The organism is Salipiger aestuarii (genome assembly GCF_003259905.1).
In the GTDB taxonomy this organism is placed as follows: Bacteria; Pseudomonadota; Alphaproteobacteria; order Rhodobacterales; family Rhodobacteraceae; genus Salipiger; species Salipiger aestuarii.
Map to the genome: position 1 here is coordinate 80,411 of NZ_QLMG01000006.1, position 18,483 is coordinate 98,893.

The 18,483-nt window shown below is 64.6% G+C and carries 16 protein-coding genes; 4 read left to right on the forward strand and 12 right to left on the reverse strand.

What is annotated here, in order from left to right; genetic code table 11:
- Positions 1-33 precede the first annotated feature (33 nt).
- Positions 34-534 carry a DUF2087 domain-containing protein gene (locus tag ATI53_RS05275; protein ID WP_009503274.1) on the forward strand — a complete coding sequence of 167 codons (501 nt, stop codon included), beginning with the start codon at positions 34-36 and terminating at the stop codon, positions 532-534.
- A 162-nt stretch (positions 535-696) separates the two neighbouring features.
- On the opposite strand, the gene ATI53_RS05280 is transcribed toward ATI53_RS05275, so the two are convergent.
- The 3 genes from ATI53_RS05280 to gltX all read right to left on the reverse strand — a co-directional run bounded on the left by ATI53_RS05280 (position 697) and on the right by gltX (position 5,495).
- Positions 697-2,367 carry a hypothetical protein gene (locus tag ATI53_RS05280; protein WP_111549875.1) on the reverse strand — a complete coding sequence of 557 codons (1,671 nt, stop codon included), beginning with the start codon at positions 2,365-2,367 and terminating at the stop codon, positions 697-699.
- Between the two features lie 310 nt (positions 2,368-2,677).
- Positions 2,678-3,976 carry a citrate synthase gene (gltA, locus tag ATI53_RS05285; protein WP_009503276.1) on the reverse strand — a complete coding sequence of 433 codons (1,299 nt, stop codon included), beginning with the start codon at positions 3,974-3,976 and terminating at the stop codon, positions 2,678-2,680.
- Positions 3,977-4,082: 106 nt separating this feature from the next.
- A complete protein-coding gene (gltX, locus tag ATI53_RS05290; RefSeq protein WP_111549876.1) occupies positions 4,083-5,495 on the reverse strand; it encodes a glutamate--tRNA ligase in 1,413 nt (470 codons plus the stop codon).
- Positions 5,496-5,576: 81 nt separating this feature from the next.
- On the opposite strand from gltX, the gene ATI53_RS05295 reads away from it, so the two are divergent.
- Complete coding sequence (locus ATI53_RS05295; protein ID WP_111549877.1) at positions 5,577-7,619, forward strand: ComEC/Rec2 family competence protein; 2,043 nt, start codon at positions 5,577-5,579, stop codon at positions 7,617-7,619.
- Here the strand turns inward: ATI53_RS05295 and lexA are convergent.
- From lexA to ATI53_RS05330, 7 genes are all read right to left on the reverse strand, one after another.
- Positions 7,613-8,308: a transcriptional repressor LexA gene (lexA, locus tag ATI53_RS05300; protein ID WP_111549878.1), complete on the reverse strand. Its 696-nt coding sequence runs from the start codon at positions 8,306-8,308 to the stop codon at positions 7,613-7,615. The two genes, ATI53_RS05295 and lexA, sit on opposite strands and share 7 nt — an antisense overlap.
- A gap of 103 nt (positions 8,309-8,411) precedes the next feature.
- The gene (locus ATI53_RS05305) at positions 8,412-9,578 is read right to left on the reverse strand and encodes a molybdopterin molybdotransferase MoeA (RefSeq protein ID WP_009503280.1); all 1,167 of its coding nucleotides are present in this window, start codon (positions 9,576-9,578) and stop codon (positions 8,412-8,414) included.
- Positions 9,575-10,051, reverse strand: a complete 477-nt coding sequence (gene moaC, locus ATI53_RS05310) for a cyclic pyranopterin monophosphate synthase MoaC (RefSeq protein WP_009503281.1) — start codon at positions 10,049-10,051, stop codon at positions 9,575-9,577. Before moaC ends, ATI53_RS05305 begins: the two co-directional genes overlap by 4 nt.
- Entirely contained in the window at positions 10,048-10,851 is an 804-nt protein-coding gene (gene trpC / locus ATI53_RS05315; RefSeq protein WP_111549879.1) for an indole-3-glycerol phosphate synthase TrpC, read from the reverse strand. The genes moaC and trpC overlap by 4 nt, the downstream gene beginning before the upstream one ends.
- A complete protein-coding gene (locus tag ATI53_RS05320; RefSeq protein WP_009503283.1) occupies positions 10,848-11,501 on the reverse strand; it encodes a uracil-DNA glycosylase in 654 nt (217 codons plus the stop codon). Before ATI53_RS05320 ends, trpC begins: the two co-directional genes overlap by 4 nt.
- Positions 11,498-12,520, reverse strand: a complete 1,023-nt coding sequence (gene trpD / locus ATI53_RS05325) for an anthranilate phosphoribosyltransferase (protein WP_111549880.1) — start codon at positions 12,518-12,520, stop codon at positions 11,498-11,500. Before trpD ends, ATI53_RS05320 begins: the two co-directional genes overlap by 4 nt.
- Positions 12,517-13,098 (reverse strand): aminodeoxychorismate/anthranilate synthase component II, encoded by a 582-nt coding sequence (locus tag ATI53_RS05330; RefSeq protein ID WP_009503285.1) that lies wholly within the window; start codon positions 13,096-13,098, stop codon positions 12,517-12,519. The genes trpD and ATI53_RS05330 overlap by 4 nt, the downstream gene beginning before the upstream one ends.
- 198 nt (positions 13,099-13,296) lie before the next feature.
- Between ATI53_RS05330 and ATI53_RS05335 the strand changes: the two genes are divergently transcribed.
- Positions 13,297-14,847 carry a divergent polysaccharide deacetylase family protein gene (locus ATI53_RS05335; protein WP_170134528.1) on the forward strand — a complete coding sequence of 517 codons (1,551 nt, stop codon included), beginning with the start codon at positions 13,297-13,299 and terminating at the stop codon, positions 14,845-14,847.
- Between the two features lie 104 nt (positions 14,848-14,951).
- Here the strand turns inward: ATI53_RS05335 and ATI53_RS23195 are convergent, their stop codons facing one another.
- Together ATI53_RS23195 and ATI53_RS05345 are read right to left on the reverse strand one after the other, a co-directional pair.
- Positions 14,952-15,125, reverse strand: a complete 174-nt coding sequence (locus tag ATI53_RS23195) for a hypothetical protein (protein WP_009503287.1) — start codon at positions 15,123-15,125, stop codon at positions 14,952-14,954.
- A gap of 878 nt (positions 15,126-16,003) precedes the next feature.
- Entirely contained in the window at positions 16,004-16,669 is a 666-nt protein-coding gene (locus ATI53_RS05345; protein WP_009503289.1) for an HAD family hydrolase, read from the reverse strand.
- Positions 16,670-17,328: 659 nt separating this feature from the next.
- On the opposite strand from ATI53_RS05345, the gene ATI53_RS05350 reads away from it, so the two are divergent.
- Entirely contained in the window at positions 17,329-18,441 is a 1,113-nt protein-coding gene (locus ATI53_RS05350) for a Ppx/GppA phosphatase family protein (RefSeq protein ID WP_034451734.1), read from the forward strand.
- Positions 18,442-18,483: the final 42 nt, after the last annotated feature.

Sequence of the window (18,483 nt, forward strand, 5' to 3'; positions counted from 1 at the left end):
GCGGGATGTGGTATCCGGACCCCGGAGGACCCCATGAGCCGTGACGTCATTCCCCTGACCATCCACGACCTGTCTCTATTCGCCCGCCGCCTGCACGACGGGCTGAAAACACCGCCCTCGCATCTGGAATTGCTGGGCCAGATCGCCCGCGCGGCGGGCTATCGCAACTATCAGCATCTGCGCGCGCAGACGACACCAACTCCTGAAATCGACCGCAAGCTGCTGTTGCGCGCCTTGCGCGAGTTTGATGCTGACGGGCGGTTAAGGCGGTTTCCCTCGCGCAACCGGATGCAATTGCTGTGCCTGTGGCCGATCTGGGCGCGGCTGCCCGCGCGTGAGCCGTTGACCGAACGCCAGATCAGCGCGCGCCTCGACGCGCTATGCGCGTTCCGCGACGCGGCGCAGGTCCGGCGCACCCTCGTCGAAGGCGCTTTCGTGACCCGCACCACCGATGGGTCGGCCTATTTGCGCCGCGAACAGGCCCCGCCTGCAGAAGCGCGCGCGTTGATTGCCGAGCTGTCCGCGCGCATGTGACGCCGCGTATCGCTTGACCGGGCTGGTCCGCCGCATGCCTCATCGCGACGGACCAGCCGGGCCAGAAGAGCGCGGATGAATTACGAAATCACCCGCTACGAGGTGACCGGCGGCGTTGCCCTGATACCCCGGGGCGCGCCGCGTCGTTCATCTGTGGCCTGGTCAGGCGGCCATCACCTCTTCGACATCGTCTTCCGGCGCTTCGGAGCCGTCAAGCGCGGCCTGCTCGGCATCCTGCGCAAGCTTGCCGTAATCGTCATAGCTCAGCAGGTACTGCGCGCAATCGTCAGCGGAATCGTCCGGCCCGCCGCCTTCGACCGGCACCTCCTCAAGCGTCGATACCGTCAGGTTGTCAAAGTAGATGTCCTCGCCCGACGACGAAATATCCGAATACATATACAGCTGCACCGACGAGGCGGTCTCCAACCCTTCGGTCCATTCAAGCGAGGATTTTTCCGAGTTGATCTCCTGCCCGGTCTTGTCGCCGACCAGGGCCGTCCCCGTGTCGTTGACGGTGAACGTATCGAGATGTTCCCAGTCCGAGCCATCGACCAGCGCCCAGACCTGAAGGCTGTCGCCGCCGTAGCCACCGTTTTCGAAATATTCAGTGTGGGGCGCGCGGGCGTCCATGGCGATCTTAGCGTCGTTGCCGCCGGTGTCGACCTGGTCGAACCAGATATGCCCGTCGTCGCTGCCATCGGTGTTCAGCTCGCCATTCCTGACGTCCCAGTCGGTCCATCCCTTGATCATATCGGCCGAATTGGTGCCCCAAAAATGATCCGAGGAATCGAAATCTTCGGACGCGACCTCGGTTTCGACGGTTTCGGTGTCGTCCGAGATCACGGTTTCGGTGGTGTCGAGGAATTCGACATTGTCGATAAAGACCTGTTCGTTTGCCGAGGTGAAATCGGCGCCGATCACCATCTGGACGGTTTCGGCATCGTCAAGCGCACCGCCCGAATAGCTGAGCGTGGTGCTGTCGGCGGTGATCTGCTGGCCCGTCGTGTCACCTACGAGGGCATCGCCTTCGACATTCACTTCGAACGTGTCGAGCAGTTCCCATTGGCTGCCGTCGATCTGGACCCAGACTTCCAGACTGTCGCCGGCCCAGCCGCCGTTTTCGAAATATTCGGTGTGGGGGGCGCGGGCGTCAAAGCTGATTTCCATCTTGCCATCGACATCGACCTTGTCGAACCACAGGTTCCCGTCGTTGCAGCCGTTCGCGGCCAGCTCGCCGTTGGTGGCGTACCAGTTTCCGGAATGGGCGACGATGTCGGACTGCCAGGCATAATGGATGTCGTTGAAATCATCCTCTGCCGCGACAGTGGTTTCGTAAGCGGCGTCGTCGGACCCGCTGGCGTCGGGGTTGGTCAGTGCCAGCCCGGTGCCGGTTTCCGAGTTGACCACGCAGGTGAGCGAGTTCAGGTCGATGTCGTCGATGGTCAGCCCCTCGGCGCCGTCGATCCAGAACGTCATCGCCGCCTGATCGACGTCACCGCCGGTGGTATAGGCTTCGGTGCCGAATTCGATCTTGCAGTCATACTGGCCCTGTACCTGGGCGCCGTTGTTCAGCTGGTTCAGTGTGCCGACCGAGGCTTCGAACCCGGTGATGTTCTCGCCGTTGGATCCGATGTCTTCGCTGTACTCGGGGTTGATGTGCAGGTCGCCGATCACCGCGTCATTGGTGAAGTTGAAGAACAGGCCGTCGATGTCGGTGTTGGCCGGATCGTCCGATGTGACGCTCAGCCACAGATTGCCTGCGTCTTCGACGATTTCAACGGTGACGGTCGGATCGCATCCGAGGGTGACGTAAGTATGCTGACCGGTGGACATGGGGGCTCCTTGAATGTCGGGCAGGACAATGTCGCGCTGCCCCTGATTTGCCCCAAATGCGCCGCAGTTTGTTGAAAATTATCGGAAACGGTTTGTTTCGAAACTGTTATGACATCAATGCATGCTGCTGCCGCTGATTTTCGTCAGTACTGGAAACAGTCGGCCCAACAATACGCCCCCGTCCCGTCGGATTGACACGGGGTTGCGAAAATCATCCCCCATGATCGCCGTGTCAGGGAAGATTTCGAAAAAAGCCGGCCCCTCTCGCAAGGGGCCGGCTTTGACAGTTGCTTCCGCTATCGCGCCGCGATCAGCGGTTTTCGATATCCGTGTAATCGCGCAGGGTGTGGCCGCGATACAATTGGCGCGGACGGCCGATCCTGTGATGCGGATCGGCCAGCTGCTCTTTCCACTGCGACACCCAGCCCACGGTGCGCGACAGCGCAAAGATCGGGGTGAACATCGACGTCGGAAAGCCCATCGCCTCCAGAATGATGCCCGAATAGAAATCGACATTCGGGAACAGCTTTTTCTCGGAGAAATAGTCGTCTGCGAGCGCCTGCTTTTCCAGTTCCTTCGCGGTGGCAAGGACCGGGTTGTTTTCGACGCCGAGCAGATCAAGCACCTCGTCCGCGGACTGCTTCATCACCGTCGCGCGGGGATCGAAGTTCTTGTAGACGCGGTGCCCGAAGCCCATCAGCCGGAACGGATCGTTCTTGTCCTTGGCGCGGGCGATGTATTCGGGAATCTTGTCGGGCGAGCCGATTTCCTTGAGCATTTCAAGGCAGGCCTGGTTGGCACCCCCATGGGCCGGGCCCCAAAGGCAGGCAATGCCCGCCGCGATGCAGGCGAACGGATTGGCGCCCGACGACGATGCAAGCCGCACGGTCGAGGTCGACGCATTCTGTTCGTGATCGGCGTGCAGGGTAAAGATCCGGTCCATCGCGCGGCTCAGGATCGGGTTCACATGATAAGGCTCTGCCGGCACGCTGAAACACATGTGCAGGAAGTTCGCCGCATAGCTGAGGTCGTTGCGCGGATACACGAACGGCTGGCCGATCGAATATTTGTACGCCCAGGCGGCGATGGTCGGCATCTTGGCAATCAGGCGGTGCGACGCGATCTCGCGCTGGCTGTTGTCGCTGATGTCGGTGCTGTCGTGATAGAATGCCGACATGGCGCCGACCACGCCCACCATGGTCGCCATCGGGTGGGCGTCCCGGCGGAAGCCACGGAAGAAATACTGCATCTGTTCGTGCAGCATGGTGTGGCGGGTGATGGTGTTCTCGAATTTCTCAAGCTCGCCCGACGACGGCAGTTCACCATAAAGCAGCAGGTAGCACACTTCGAGGTAATGCGATTTCTCGGCCAGCTGGTCGATGGGATAGCCGCGGTGCAGCAGCTCACCCTTGTCGCCGTCGATAAAGGTGATGGTGCTGTCGCAGCTGGCGGTCGACGTAAAGCCCGGATCGTAGGTAAAGACATCGGCCTGTGCATAAAGCTTTCGGATATCAAGAACATCCGGGCCCGCAGTTGGCGAATAGAGCGGCAGTTCGATGCTCTGACCGTTGATCGTGAGCGTTGCGGTTTTGCTCGGGGTGTCAGCCATGCTAGTCTCGTTCCTTTCGAAAGGGGGCCGCGGACACCGGGTGGTGCCCTGGCAATCAATCACATGGCCTGTCGAAACGCTGGAGTGAGACCCCGAAAGGGCGCGATCACGTCTCGGAGGCCGCTGCCTGCTCGATCCGAAGAATAGCTTCTTCGCGGCCGAGCACCAGCATCATGTCGAATACGCTCGGAGTGACGGTACGGCCTGCGAGTGCGGCGCGCAGCGGACCGGCAATCTTGCCGAACTTGGTTCCCTGCGCCTGTGCGAACTCGGCCATCGCCCCTTCGAGATCTTCCCGCGTCCAGCTAACACTTTGCAACTGCGGCGTCAACTTGACCAGTATACCACGGGATACAGGATCAAGCGCCTTTTGCGCCTTCTCATCCATGTCGACCGGGCTGTCCGCCAAAATGAAATGAGCCTTTTCAAGCAGTTCCGGAAAAGACTTGGATCGCTCTTTCAGGCAGTACATGCCGCGCAGCATGGTGTCTTTCTTTGCCTGCGTCAGCGCGGGCAATGCTGCGGCTGCAAGGTAGCCGTCGATTTCATGCAGCAGCGCGGCATCGTCACCCGCGGCGATGTGCTGACCGCACAGATTCTCGAGCTTCTTGAAATCCAGCCGCGCCGGTGCCTTGTTGATTCCCGACAAATCGAACCACTCCTTGGCTTGCGCGTCGGTAAAGAACTCGTCGTCGCCGTGGCTCCAGCCCAGGCGCGCAAGGTAGTTGCGCATGCCCGCCGCCGGGTAGCCGAGTTTCTGGTATTCATCCACGCCAAGCGCGCCGTGGCGCTTGGACAGTTTCTTGCCATCGGGGCCGTGGATCAGCGGGATGTGGGCGTAGACCGGCAGCGGCCAGCCCATCGCCGTGTAGATGCCCATCTGGCGCGCGGCGTTGTTCAGGTGATCGTCGCCGCGAATGACATGGGTGACGCCCATGTCATGATCGTCCACCACCACGGCCAGCATGTAGACCGGCGTGCCGTCCGAGCGCAGCAGGATCATGTCGTCAAGCTGGTCGTTGCGGATCGTGACGCGGCCCTGAACCTCGTCTTCGATGACGGTTTCACCGTCCCTGGGGGTCTTGAGCCGGATCACGAAGGGCGCATCGGGGTGCGTGTCGGGGGATGCATCGCGCCAAGGGCTTTGGAACAGCGTCGAGCGGCCTTCTTGCTTCGCCTTTTCCCGAAATGCGGCGATTTCTTCCTGCGGGGCAAAGCACTTGTAGGCAGCGCCCTGAGCGAGCAGTTGCTGGGCGATCTCGGCATGGCGGTGCGCGCGGTCGAACTGGCTGATCACGTCGCCATCGTGATCGAGGCCCAGCCAATCCAGCCCGGACAGGATCGCCGCTGTCGCTTCGGGGGTGGACCGGGCGCGGTCGGTGTCTTCGATACGCAGCAGGAAATGGCCGCGACGCCCGCGCGCATACAGCCAGTTGAACAGCGCCGTGCGTGCGCCGCCGATGTGCAGGTAGCCCGTGGGGGACGGTGCGAAACGGGTGACAACGGGTGCGGCGGACATGGGGATCTTAACCTCTCGGTAACCAGAAATGGCGTATGACGTCAGGTATCCCTCTAACCAGCGGACGGCGCAGGGGCAAGTATGCGGCAGATCCTACAGCGGTGCGAGGGCGCGTTGATCGGGCAGCGCGGGCACCTGTTCCCTTGGGTGCCAGTGGCGCTTGGTTGCGGGATCGGGCTGTACTTCCTGATGGGGTCCGAACCGCTGACGTGGGGTCTGTCGCTGGCGGCGCTCTTTGGGGGCGGTCTGCTGGCGCTGTCGCGGCGGCTCGGGGTGGGGCACGCGCCCCTGGCCGTCGCGATTGGCCTGCTGGCCTGCGGTGTCGCGCTGGCGGGCGCACGCGCGCACCTGATCGCAGCGCCGCAATTGTGGTTTCGCTATTACGGGCCGATCGAAGGACGGGTGGTAAAGATCGACCGCTCGGCGTCGGATGCGCTTCGGCTGACACTCGACCGGGTTGTGCTCAGCCGCATGGCGCCGGACGACACGCCGGCGCGCGTGCGGGTATCGCTGCATTCCAGGACGTCATTCCTGGAGCCGGGACCGGGGATGCGGGTGATGATGACAGGCCACCTTGGCCCGCCCGGCGGCGCCGCCGAACCCGGCGGTTTCGATTTTCGGCGTCACGCCTGGTTCCTCAGGCTTGGCGCCGTTGGCTACACCCGCACCCCGGCGCTGTTGCTGGAACCCGCGCAAGGCGGGCAGTGGATCTCGCGTATGCGCATGGGCCTATCGGCGCGGGTTCAGGCGGCGCTGCCCGGCGAGACCGGGGCCTTTGCCGCCGCCATCATGACCGGCGATCGCTCTGGCATGTCCCAACAAAGCATTCAGGCGCTGCGCTACAGCAACCTTGCGCATCTGCTGGCGATCTCGGGGTTGCACATGGGGTTGCTGGCGGGGTTCGTCTTTGGCGCCGCGCGCATCGCGTTTCTGCTGCCGCCAGGGGCGCGTCATCACTGGCCGGGCAAAAAGATCGCCGCTGGAATCGCGCTGCTGGCATCGGCGGGTTACCTTGCGCTGTCGGGGGGCAATGTCGCCACCGAACGCGCATTTGTCATGGTCGCGGTGATGCTCATCGCAGTCATCCTGGACCGGCGCGCCTTGTCTTTGCGGGCCGTCGCGCTGGCCGCGATCATCGTGCTGTTGCTGCGACCCGAGGCGTTGCTGGGGCCGGGATTCCAGATGTCGTTCGCGGCCACCGTGGCGCTGGTGACGGTCTTTGGCTTGCTGCGAAATTTCGGGATCGAACGCGAAGCGCCGGGCTGGGCGCGCCCCGTCCTGACGCTGGTGGTCTCGTCCCTGACCGCATCGTTCGCGACGGCGCCCATCGCGATGGCACATTTCAACCTGCTCTCGCATTACGGGCTGGTGGCAAACCTTGTCGCGGTTCCGGTGATGGGGATTCTGGTGGTGCCCATGGCCGTGGTGGCGGCCTTGCTGATGCCGTTCGGGCTGGACGCGCCCGCGATGTGGCTGATGAAGCTGGGGCTGGACTGGATTCTGTTGGTGGCGACGACGGTGTCGGGATGGGAAGGATCGCTCGGCCACGTCATGGCGCCGGGTCCGGTCGTGTTGCCGTTGCTGGCCATGGGCGGACTTTTTCTGTGTCTCTGGCAGGGACGGCTGCGTTGGGCAGGGCTTGCGCCGATGGCGCTGGCGGTCGTGCTGTGGCCGCTTTCACAACGCCCGGATCTGCTGATCGCCGACACCGGAACTCTTGTGGGTGCGATGACCGCCGAGGGTCGCGCCCTGTCGCGTGCGAAGGGGGCCGGGTTTCTTGGCGGAGTCTGGCTGGAAAACGACGGCGCGTCTACAGATCAGGCCGAGGCCGCTGCGCTTTGGCCAGGTGGAAGCGCGGATCGCACCGCCCGGATCCAGCTCGCCGGGCTGAGGGTGACCCATCTGCAAGGCAAACGTGCAGCCGAAGCGTTCAAAGGGTGCCCGATACCGGAAATCGTGGTGTCCAGCGTCGATCTGCCCGAGATGCCGGGCTGCGACGTCTATGACCCCAAGCGGCTGCGCGATACAGGCGCAGTCGCGGTCTGGCTGGGCGAGGACGGGGCGCGCTTTGTCACCGCGAGCGGCGCGCGGCTCTGGCATGAGCCGCGACGCGGGCGTCAGTAGGTGCGGATCAGCCCGACGAGCTTGCCCTGGACCTTGACGGAACCGATCGGCAGCACCCGCGGTTCATAGGCGGTGTTCGCCGCCTCCAGAACGATCATATCGCCCTTGCGGCGAAAGCGTTTCAACGTCGCCTCGTAGCCATCCACCTGCGCCACGACAATATCGCCATTATCGGCGCTTGCGGTCTCGCGAATGATCACCACGTCGCCGTCGTTGATCCCGGCGTCGATCATCGAATCCCCCTTGACCTCAAGAGCGTAGTGGTGGGCATTGGACGCCAGCATCGTTCCGGGCACCGCGATCCCCGGAGGGTTGTCGGAAATCGACTGGATCGGCGCGCCGGCGGCAATGCGCCCCATCACCGGAAGCTCGATCGCGCCTATGGTCGACAGCGCGCGGGCTCCGGCGGGCAAATGGTCGGGGCGGTCACCGTCGACCACGTCAGGAGTAAAGGTCGTCGCCGTGCCGCCAAGGTTTTCGGGCAGTTTGAGAATCTCGATGGCGCGCGCGCGATGCGCAAGGCGGCGGATGAATCCGCGCTCTTCAAGCGCGGTGATCAGGCGATGGATGCCGGACTTGCTGCGCAGGTCGAGCGCCTCTTTCATTTCGTCGAAACTGGGTGGAACCCCATCACGTTGCAGCCGCTTGTTGATGAAATCCAGAAGATCGAGCTGTTTCTTGGTCAGCATTCTGCATGTCCCTGCCGTGTCTCTGGTTTGTTCTAGGCATGTTCTCTTTTTGTGTCAATATGCTTGCGATCGAGGAGCCGGCCAAAGCTCGTCATAAAGCTCGTCATAGTGGCACGAAATCAACGACATCTCGCGCGGCGCGTGCAGGATCGAAGGGGGGGCGGACAACCAGCGCGTCCGCTTCTCCGAGGATGCTCAGCAGGGAGCTGTCCTGCCGCTCGAACGGGCGCAGGCCCTCAGGAAGAATGCGCGCGCGCATGTAGTGTTCGCGCGGGCCGTTGGCCGGCAGGTCCACCGCGAGCGGCCCCCGTTTCCGTAGAGCGGGCTCCGCAGGCAGACCCAGCATGGATCGGATGACAGGCGCCATGAAAAGATGCCCGCAAACCATTGCCGAAACAGGATTTCCCGGCAGCCCCATCATCATCGCAGCGCCGAGTTTTCCCGACATCAACGGCTTTCCGGGCCGCATGGCGACCTTGTGAAAGGCCCGTTCCATCCCCAGATCGGCGACCACCCTGGCGACAAGATCGTGATCCCCGACCGAGGCGCCGCCAACCGTGATCACAAGGTCCGCGTCGCCGATCAGGCCAAAGACTGTGCGCAGCGCGCTTTCGCTGTCGCGCGCAATCGGCAGAAGCCGGGGTTCGGCACCCAGATCACCCAGCATCGCGTGCAGGCCGTGCGTGTTTGACGCGATGATCTGATCCGGACCGGGGGCCTCTCCGGGCATCACCAGCTCATCGCCAGTGGAAATCAGCGCCACCCGTGGGCGGCGCGTCACCGGCACTGTGGCAATATTCATCGACGCGAGCAGGGCGATGTCCTGCGGATTGATCCAGCGTGGTGCCAGAACCTGGTCGCCAATGCGAAAATCAGTTCCGCAGGGGCGGATGTTGTCGCCGGATCCAAGCCTGTCCGTGATCAGGATTTCATCTCCGAAACGCTCGACATCTTCTTGTATTACAACAGTTGTTGCGCCTTCAGGGACGGGGGCGCCAGTGAAAATCCGCACCGCCTCGTTCGGGCCAAGCCGGCCGTCGAACCGCGCTCCGGCGGCCGATTCACCGATGACCCGAAAACGCAGTCCCGGCGCGGCGCTGGCAAGAGCGTACCCATCCATCGCCGAAGAGGCAAAGGGAGGCTGGTCGCGCCGCGCCGAAACCGTCCGGGCAAGGACGCGGCCATTGGCCTCGATCAACGGTACCAGTTCGACCGGAAGTGGCGACGCAAGCGCGAACAGCCGGTCCAAAGCTTCAGAAACGCTGATCATGTCGCTTCGTATCGCCCTGATTTTCCACCGTCTTTAAGAACCACGCGAATGCCGCCGATTTCCATAGCCCGATCCACCGCCTTTGCCATGTCATACACCGTCAGCGCGGCGGTGGTGACGGCGGTCAGCGCCTCCATCTCGACGCCGGTGCGGCCGGTTGTCTTGACCGTCGCCTCAATACGCAAGCCGGGAAGGTCTGCATCGGGGGTCAGGTCCACCGACACCTTGCTGACCGGTAGCGGATGGCACAGCGGGATCAGATCGGGCGTCTTTTTCGCACCCATGATCCCGGCAAGGCGCGCGATGCCGATAACGTCGCCTTTTTTCGCACGGCCTTCGGTAATGATATCAAGGGTTTCAGGCGCCATCTTTACCCAACCCCCGGCGGTTGCCACGCGGGACGTTTCGGGCTTGTCCGACACATCGACCATATGGGCATCACCCTTGGCGTCGAAATGCGTCAGCCCGCTCATGCCGCCACCGGGTTCGTCAGAAGGTTGCGGGTCGCGGTTTCGACGTCCTGCTGACGCATCAGGCTTTCGCCGATCAGGAAGCCGCGCGCGCCGTGGCGCGCCATTTCCGCCAGATCGTCCGGCGTGTTCAGGCCGCTTTCGGAAATCAGCATTCGTTCCGCGGGAATTGCCTGAGACAGGGTGCGCGTGGTCTCAAGAGTCGTCTCGAACGTCTTGAGATTGCGGTTGTTTATGCCCATCAAAGGGGATTTCAGTGCCAACGCGCGATCCAGTTCGGCGCGGTCGTGAACCTCGATCAGCGCATCCATCCCCCAGGACAATGCGGCCTCTTCAAGCTCGGATGCCTGGGCGTCGGATACGCTGGCCATGATGATCAGGATACAGTCGGCGCCCAGAGCGCGCGCCTCTGCCACCTGATAGGTATCGTACATGAAATCCTTGCGCAGGACGGGCAATGACGTGGCGGCGCGCGCCTCGACCAGAAACCGCTTGGCGCCCTGAAACGACGGCGTGTCGGTCAGCACCGACAGGCAGGTCGCGCCGCCCCGCTCATAGGCGGCGGCAAGGCCTGCCGGGTCGAAATCCTGTCGGATCAAGCCTTTGGAGGGTGACGCTTTCTTGACCTCGGCGATCAAGCCATAACCCGATTGAACGGCGCGGTGCAGCGCGTCTGAAAACGGGCGTACCGGAAAAGCGGCGCGCGCCTCGGCCTCGATTTCGCTCAGGGGGCGGGCGCGCTTGTCTGCGGCGACCTCTTCCAGCTTGTAGGCCTTGATCTTGTCGAGGATCGTCTGCGTCATCGGGCCTCCGGCGTGGTCCAGTTTATAGGTGTTTCCCCATTTTCAATAAGCCAGTCGTTGACGCGCGAAAAGGGTCGTGAGCCGAAAAAGCCCCTGTAGGCCGAGAGCGGAGACGGATGGGCAGACCGCAGTACGAGATGCCCGCCGCCACGGATGTGCGGTTCAAAGGCTTTCGCGGGGCCGCCCCAAAGCACAAAGGCGCGGCGGCGAGCGGACAGGGTTTCAAGCACCTGGCGGGTCAGTTCGGTCCAGCCAAGCCGGGAATGGGCCTTGGGTTTGCCTTTTGGCACACTCAGCGCGGTGTTGAGCAAGAGCACGCCCTGCGCGGCCCAATCCGCCAGATCCGTCCGATCGCGAGAAACGCCAAGATCGTCGTGCAACTCTTTGAAAATGTTTCCAAGACTGTCGAGCTTGCCTGGAAAGTCCTGGGAAATCGAAAATGCCAGACCGTCCGCCTTGCCTGGTGTGTGGTAGGGGTCCTGCCCAAGGATCACCACCTTGACCGCGTCGGGCGGACACAGATCAAGCGCGCGGAAACGGTGGGTGGCGGGCGGATAGACCGGCAGCGGTTCCGCGTCGATGGCGCGCGCGATCACGGGGTAGGTGTCGCGGAAAAAGGGCAGCCCGGCCCAGGCGGCGGGCGGTGTCATGCGACCTTTTGCGTCGCCTCGGCAAGCGCTGTGACCTTGCCAAGCGCCGCCCCGCTGTCGATGCTTTCCCCCGCCATTGCAACGCCTTCGCGCAGGTCCGCAGCCTTGTCCGCCACCACCAGCGCGGCGGCTGCGTTCAGCAGCACCGCGTCGCGATAGGCGTTCCTGGCGCCATTCAGCACGGCGCGAAAGGCGCGGGCGTTTTCGGCCGGGGTGCCGCCGACGATCTGATCAAAGGGATGCTCGGGCAGGCCCGCGTCCTCGGGATGAATCTCGGTTTCGCGCACGGTGCCGTCCTGTTCCAGCGCGGCCAGCCAGCTGACCCCCGAAATCGCAAGTTCATCGGTGCCGTCCGAGCCATGCACCAGCCAGGCGCGGCTTGACCCGAGCTGGCCCAGCGTTTCGGCCATAGGTCGGATCAGGTCGCGCGAAAAGGCCCCGGTAAGCTGGCGTTTGACCCCGGCCGGATTGGTCAACGGCCCGAGGATGTTGAAAATCGTGCGCGTGCCAAGTTCGGTGCGCACCGGCATGACATGTTTCATCGCCGGGTGGTGCACCGGGGCCATCATGAAACAGATGCCCACGTCACGCAGGATCGGGGCAATGACGGCGGCGGGCAGCATCACCTGCACGCCCATTTCCGACAGCGCATCCGCCGAGCCGGATTTGGACGACAGGTTGCGATTGCCGTGCTTGGCCACGACCGCGCCCGCGCCCGCCGCCACAAAGGCCGCGGCGGTCGAGATGTTCAGCGTGCCCTTGCCATCGCCCCCGGTGCCGACGATGTCGATGGCGCCGTCGGGTGCGGCCACCGGGTTGCATTTGGCGCGCATCACCCCGGCGGCGGCGGCATATTCGGTTACCGTTTCGCCGCGTGTGCGCAACGCCATCAGAAAGCCCCCCATCTGGGCGGGCGTCGCTTCGCCATCGAACAGCACCTCGAAGGCGGATTCAGCCTCGGCGCGTGTCAGGGGGCGGGTGGCGGCGGCGGCGATCAGCGGTTTGAGGCGATCGCTCATGCGGGGACCTTCATCGTATCCAGAAACGACTTTATCAGCGCGTGACCGTGTTCGGACGCGATGCTTTCGGGGTGGAACTGCACGCCATGGATCGGCAGGTCGCGGTGGCGCAGGCCCATGATCGTGCCATCCTCAAGCCAGGCGTTGGCGATCAGGCTGTCGGGCAGCGTGGCCCTGTCCACGACCAGCGAATGATAGCGTGTGGCGGCGAAGGGGCTGGGCAGCCCGTGGAACACGCCGGTATCGTCATGGTGCATGGTGCCCATCTTGCCATGCACGATTTCGCAATGTTGCACCACTTTTCCGCCGAAGGCCTGTCCGATGGTCTGATGACCAAGGCAGACGCCAAACAGCGGCGTTCGGGTTTCGGCAGCGGCCTCGGTCAGGGCAAGGCAGATGCCTGCCTGGTCGGGATCGCAGGGACCGGGGCCAAGCAGGATGCCCGCGGGCTTCAGCGCCATCGCCTCTTGCACGTTCAGGGCGTCGTTGCGCCAGACCTGCGTTTCGACCCCAAGTTCGCCAACGTAGTGGACGAGGTTCCAGGTAAAGCTGTCATAGTTGTCGATAAGCAGGAGCATTGCGGCATTCTCGGGCTGGTAGGCGGGGGTTCGTCCGGGGTATACATGCGCCCGGAGACGGTGCAGCGTCAAGGGCATGCACCGGAAGCGACCGCTCGGGGAACGGGCGGCGGGCTGACACGGGCAGGAACGGCCCGCGCGCGGTTTCGGGACAGCGGACCGGCGCGCGGCACAAGGCAGACCAGGGGGCGAGGGGCAATGGCAAGAGGCTTTGTCGCAGGGGCGATGATCGGAGCGGTGGTGTCCGTGGTCGGGGCAGGGACGCTGTCCCTGGTTGTCGGCCCGCCGCCGCGCGATGCGGTGATCCCGGACCCGGTACCTTTGGAAACCGACGCGCTGCCCCCGGGCGGGGTCGCGACAGCGCCGGTGCGCGAAACACCCGGCCCGGACGCCGTGCAACAGAGCGCACCGCCCGAGCCGATCCCGACCGAGGACGTCGCACCGCCGCCCGAGACGGCAACGCCACAAGGCGATGGTGCGGTGCCGGCGTGGCCATCCGAGCCGGACATGACGCCGCCGCAGCCTGTCGATGCCGCCGATCCGGCCCCGGCGGTTCAGCCGAGCACCCGGCCCCGGCCCATGACACCGCCCGAGCCGATCGCGGATGCGCGGACCGATTCCGGCGCGCCCGAACCGGACATGGTCGCCCCGACGGTCGACAGCACCGGGCCGGTCCTGCCGCCCGCTCCGGTTCCTGCGGACAGGACCGGCGCGCCAGCCGCGTCGGAAACCGCTGCGGGCGCGCGGGACGGTGCCGCGGTTTCGCCCTCCGTCGCCGGGGAAGACCCCTCGCCCGTGGTGTCGACGGCGACGCCGACCCCGCCGCTGCCAGCGCCGATGCCCGACATTCCGGAACGCTCGTCCGGACTTCCGGTCATCGGCGCCCCGGACGGCGACGCGGTCGGCGAAACGCCAAGGCCGCCCGCCGGGGGGGTGGCGATCGGCATCCCCTCGATCGGCGCGCCTGCGGGGTCCTTGGTTGATCGTGACGGCGGTGTGCCCAGACGGCGCCTTCCGAGAATCGCCGGCACGTCCGACGCGCCCGCCGAGACAGCATCGGACGATCAGCCACCGCTGGAACGCTACGCTGCGGCAGTGACCCTGCCCGAGGGCGAGCCGGTGATGTCGGTGGTCCTGATCGACGATGGCAGCGGGCCGCTTGGGCCGGACACGGTTGGCGAACTGCCCTTTCCGGTGAGCTTCGCGATTTCGCCGTCGCACCCTGACGCGCGCGCGGCGGCGCAAGCCTATCGCGCCGGCGGTTTCGAAGTGCTGGCCCTGGCCGGGGTGCCCGACGGCGCGCAGGCCAGCGACGTCGAGATCAACCTGGAGGGCGCGCTCGGCGCGGTGCCCGAAGCAATCGGTGTGCTTGAAAATCCGGCCGGAGGGCTGCAGGGGTCGCGCGGCGTGTCCGAGCAGGCGGCGGAATTTCTGCGCGACTCCGGGCATGGGCTGTTGATGCTGCCCAAGGGCCTGGGCACCGGCGAGGCGCTGGCGCGGCGCGTCGGCGTGCCGACCGCGACGGTTTTTCGGGATTTCGACGGCTCGGGGCAGGACCCGAGGGTCATGCGGCGGTTTCTCGATCAGGCGGCCTTTCGTGCCCGGCAAGAAGGCGCGGTGGTGATGCTGGGCCGACTGCGGGCCGATACGGTTTCGGCGTTGCTGTTATGGGGGTTGCAGGACCGGGCAAGCAGCATCGCTTTGGTGCCGGTGTCGGCGATCCTGACGCGTGACGGGGCGCCGGGTTAGCATCGCGAACCGCAGCCCTGTTGCTTGAAACAGCGCATTGACGCCATCGCGTCACGCCGCCCGTGCGGCCCTGTCACAGAGAGATCGGCATCCTTGAAACCGGGTCAGACCGACCGGTCATCCCGGCTGACCGGGGTCATGCCCCAGCGCGCGACCAGAGCGAGGACCAGAAGCAGCGGAATAACCGTGCCCGCGCCCCAGGACAATAGCGCCCAGACCGTCAGACCGGCAAGCGCCAGGACGGTTATGATCAGGATACCCAGATGGGTTACCGGCATACGCACCTCCTTTATCTTCAAAAGATAGGGCGCGCGGGGGCGAGAATAAACCCGGTTTGCCGAATATAGATGAATTCTTTGCCTGTTCAGGCCGCACCATTTCGCGAGCCCGACCGGCGGCGTTGGTACGGACGTGACAATGGTTCCTGTTTGTTCCAGGGGGCACCGCAACGGGGAATCGTCGTATGGAATCGCGATGCCCGACCGCTTTGTTGCGAACGGCCGCCGGTCTGGCCACGGTGCTGCCCGGCGCACCGGCGGACGGTTCGAACGGCGTCGCTATGAGAACGCGCATGACGGCTGGGACATCCCCGAAAACCCGCCCCTGTGGGCACCGGGGTCAGCAAAGAACGCTTGCGCCGCCCGATCAACCATGGGCGCTCGCCCGACATCCCGTTGCAGTGCACCATCACCCCCCATCGCGGCTGCGAGCATGGCTGCACCTATCGCTTCGCGCGCCCGGCCCATGCTTGTCTTGGCCTGTCGCCCAGGCCGGGTTTCGAAATCCGGCTGGTGGCGCGGCCCGGTGCGCCCGACGTTCTGGCGCGTGAAATGAGGGCGCGGGGGTATCGCCCCAAACCCCTTGCCGGTCGATCGGGCGCGATCACGGGATCATGCGCGTCTGCCTTGAGGGGCTCTGCGATTTCGGTCATCGGGTCACCGTCGTGACCGGCGCAGGATCATCGAGCGCGACATCGCCATCCTGTCGCATATGATCGCCCGCCGCTTTGCCGTGGTGGCCCGCGGGCTTGGCCTGGATGCGCCGCTGCCGCCGCTCGGACGGACCTGTTCGGCGCCTCTGCTTGTTCCGCGCGCGCCTGTCCGCGTCCCCGCCCGCCCGTCCGGGCGATCAGCCTTTCCTGTACTGAGCGCGCCGCTCAGTCGCCCCGTAGCCGGGCGAGCACGCCGGGCAGGGCCGGGTCTTCGTAATCGGCAAGGGTCGCCTTGGCTCCGGCCTCGCGCAGACGATCCTCGGTCAGGCCCGACCGGATGCCGACCGGAAAGGCCCCGCACCGGGCTGCGGCGCGCATGCCGCTGGGGCTGTCCTCGAAGGCGATGCAATCCTGCGCGCGCACGCCCAGATGGCGCATGGCGGCAAGATAGGGCTCGGGGTCAGGCTTGGCCCGCGCGCATTCGTCGCCGATGACCAGCAGTTCGAAACGATCCCGCAGCCCGATGGCCTTCAGCATATGCTCGCCGTTTTCGCGCGGCGCGTTGGTGACCACGGCAAGGCGCCAGCCTTCCGCCTCCGCACGATCAAGCAGCGCCACAGCGCCGGGCATCGGGGGCGTGCCGCCGCTCAGGCGTGCGCGAAAGCGGGCCTCCTTGTCATCGGACAGCGCCTGCGGGTCCTCACCGGGAAAGAGCTTGGGAAAGCTGTCCAGATTGTGATGGCCGTGAATGCGGTTTTCGTAGATGGCGGGGGTCAGCGTCATGTCGCGCTCGGCGAACATTTCGGCGAACACCTCGTAATGCAGCGAATCCGACAGCAGCAATGTGCCGTCGAGATCGAAAAGAAGTGCCTTTTGGCCGGCGGTGCCCATTGTGTGTCCTTTTGCGTTCCGACCCGTGCGTGCCGATGTCCGCGCCCGTGTCCCTGTCGGAGAAACGGCATCGGTGCGTCCGTTTCCAGACTCGCCCCCTGATAGCGCCAAAGGTGCGGGGATGCACCCGTTTCCCGACCCGCGCGATGCGCGCCCATATCGCAGGGAAGATGTGATCGTTTCCACGGGCAAGGCGGGTTGTGATCGGAGGGTTTCGCGGGCAGATGACGGGGCGCCTTGCGGTTGTTGCAAGCGCACCCCGACACATGGCATTCGCATGTTTGCTGACCCGATCATCGCCGTCGTCCATGCAGGGTTCACCGTGGGCTTCGAAGAAGACGGTCGATGACGCGAGGTGCGGATCCGTCAGCAAGAAAGATCGGACCCGCCATCGGTCTGTTTTCGAACGGCGGGTCACGACGGGGGCGCGAAATCAACGGCTTCTGACGCTTGGCAAGACAACGGCACCGGGCGGTCTCGGGACCGCGGCAATACGTTCCCTCATCTGGATGGCACAGCCCGGGGCCGGTTCACGCAGAAAACGATTTGTTGTTCAACTCGTCAGGCGATCCCCGCGGGCCGGGGCGGGATCGCGCTTGCGCGGTGGGCATGCGCCGCGTATCGTGACGCCAAGTTGAAATTCGGAAAGGCGCATGAATATGGCGCCAAGGCGTCCAGACGGCACGGGCGCTTTCCCGAAACCGGTAGAGAGCTCCGCGCCGCACAACCCCGATCCCAATGCGCTCTACGCGGCGCTGGATTTGGGGACAAACAGTTGTCGCATGCTGATTGCCCATCCCAAGGGCAGTCAGTTCCATGTGGTGGATTCGTTTTCGAAATCCGTTCAGCTCGGGCACGGGCTGGAACGGACTGGAAAGCTGTCGCGTGCGTCCATGTCCCGCACCATCGGGGCCTTGCATGTGTGTCAGCAAAAGATCAAACGCCACGAAGTGACGCGGATGCGTCTCGTCGCGACCGAGGCATGTCGGCGTGCCAAGAATGCGCGTGACTTCATTCGGCAGGTCCGGCGCGAAACTGGTCTGACGCTTGAAATCATCCAGCCCGAGGAAGAGGCGCGCCTTGCGGTGATCTCATGCGCGCCGCTCGTGTCCACACGCACGGAACAGCTTCTGGTGGTCGACATCGGCGGGGGATCGACCGAGCTGGTCTGGATCGACCTCGGCTCGGTTCCGGCGCGGGATCGCCCGCGCGCGATCATGCGGCTTCACGCCGGATTCCACCCCGCCGAAAGCCCGTTTCCCGCAGCCAAGGTGGTCGACTGGATTTCGGTGCCGCTGGGGGTCGCAACGCTGCGTGACCAGTTTTCGGACGTTGAAGACGATGCCGCGCGCTACGCGCTCATGAGTTGGTTCTTTGAAGAAAACCTGTCGGAATTTGCCCCTTACAAGGACACGCAGTCGCGCGAGGGCTTTCAGATCGTCGGCACATCCGGGACGGTAACCACGGTGGCCGCGTCGCATCTCGGGTTGCGCCGGTACGATCGCACGAAAGTCGACGGTCTGCGCATGTCATCGGACCAGATCGAGGCCGTGATCCGGCGGTATCTTGAACTGGGGCCGATCGGAAGGCGCCGCGATCCGCGCATCGGTCAGGATCGGCAGGCGCTGATCATGTCCGGTGCCGCCATCCTTCAGGCGTTGCTGCGGCTGTGGCCGACCGACCGGCTTTCGGTTGCCGATCGCGGCCTGCGCGAGGGGCTGCTTTACGCGCAGATGTCAGCCGATGGCGTGCTGGAGGACGGTCCGCTGTAGGCGCGGCAGGCGCCATCCCGCGCCGAGCGCGCCAAAATTTTT

Bases quoted from the DNA above. Each gene is read 5' to 3' on its own strand.
- ATI53_RS05275 (WP_009503274.1), top strand. From the start codon at position 34: ATGAGCCGTGACGTCATTCCCCTGACCATCCACGACCTGTCTCTATTC.
- ATI53_RS05280 (WP_111549875.1), bottom strand. From the start codon at position 2,367: ATGTCCACCGGTCAGCATACTTACGTCACCCTCGGATGCGATCCGACC.
- gltA (WP_009503276.1), bottom strand. From the start codon at position 3,976: ATGGCTGACACCCCGAGCAAAACCGCAACGCTCACGATCAACGGTCAG.
- gltX (WP_111549876.1), bottom strand. From the start codon at position 5,495: ATGTCCGCCGCACCCGTTGTCACCCGTTTCGCACCGTCCCCCACGGGC.
- ATI53_RS05295 (WP_111549877.1), top strand. From the start codon at position 5,577: ATGCGGCAGATCCTACAGCGGTGCGAGGGCGCGTTGATCGGGCAGCGC.
- lexA (WP_111549878.1), bottom strand. From the start codon at position 8,308: ATGCTGACCAAGAAACAGCTCGATCTTCTGGATTTCATCAACAAGCGG.
- ATI53_RS05305 (WP_009503280.1), bottom strand. From the start codon at position 9,578: ATGATCAGCGTTTCTGAAGCTTTGGACCGGCTGTTCGCGCTTGCGTCG.
- moaC (WP_009503281.1), bottom strand. From the start codon at position 10,051: ATGAGCGGGCTGACGCATTTCGACGCCAAGGGTGATGCCCATATGGTC.
- trpC (WP_111549879.1), bottom strand. From the start codon at position 10,851: ATGACGCAGACGATCCTCGACAAGATCAAGGCCTACAAGCTGGAAGAG.
- ATI53_RS05320 (WP_009503283.1), bottom strand. From the start codon at position 11,501: ATGACACCGCCCGCCGCCTGGGCCGGGCTGCCCTTTTTCCGCGACACC.
- trpD (WP_111549880.1), bottom strand. From the start codon at position 12,520: ATGAGCGATCGCCTCAAACCGCTGATCGCCGCCGCCGCCACCCGCCCC.
- ATI53_RS05330 (WP_009503285.1), bottom strand. From the start codon at position 13,098: ATGCTCCTGCTTATCGACAACTATGACAGCTTTACCTGGAACCTCGTC.
- ATI53_RS05335 (WP_170134528.1), top strand. From the start codon at position 13,297: ATGGCAAGAGGCTTTGTCGCAGGGGCGATGATCGGAGCGGTGGTGTCC.
- ATI53_RS23195 (WP_009503287.1), bottom strand. From the start codon at position 15,125: ATGCCGGTAACCCATCTGGGTATCCTGATCATAACCGTCCTGGCGCTT.
- ATI53_RS05345 (WP_009503289.1), bottom strand. From the start codon at position 16,669: ATGGGCACCGCCGGCCAAAAGGCACTTCTTTTCGATCTCGACGGCACA.
- ATI53_RS05350 (WP_034451734.1), top strand. From the start codon at position 17,329: ATGGCGCCAAGGCGTCCAGACGGCACGGGCGCTTTCCCGAAACCGGTA.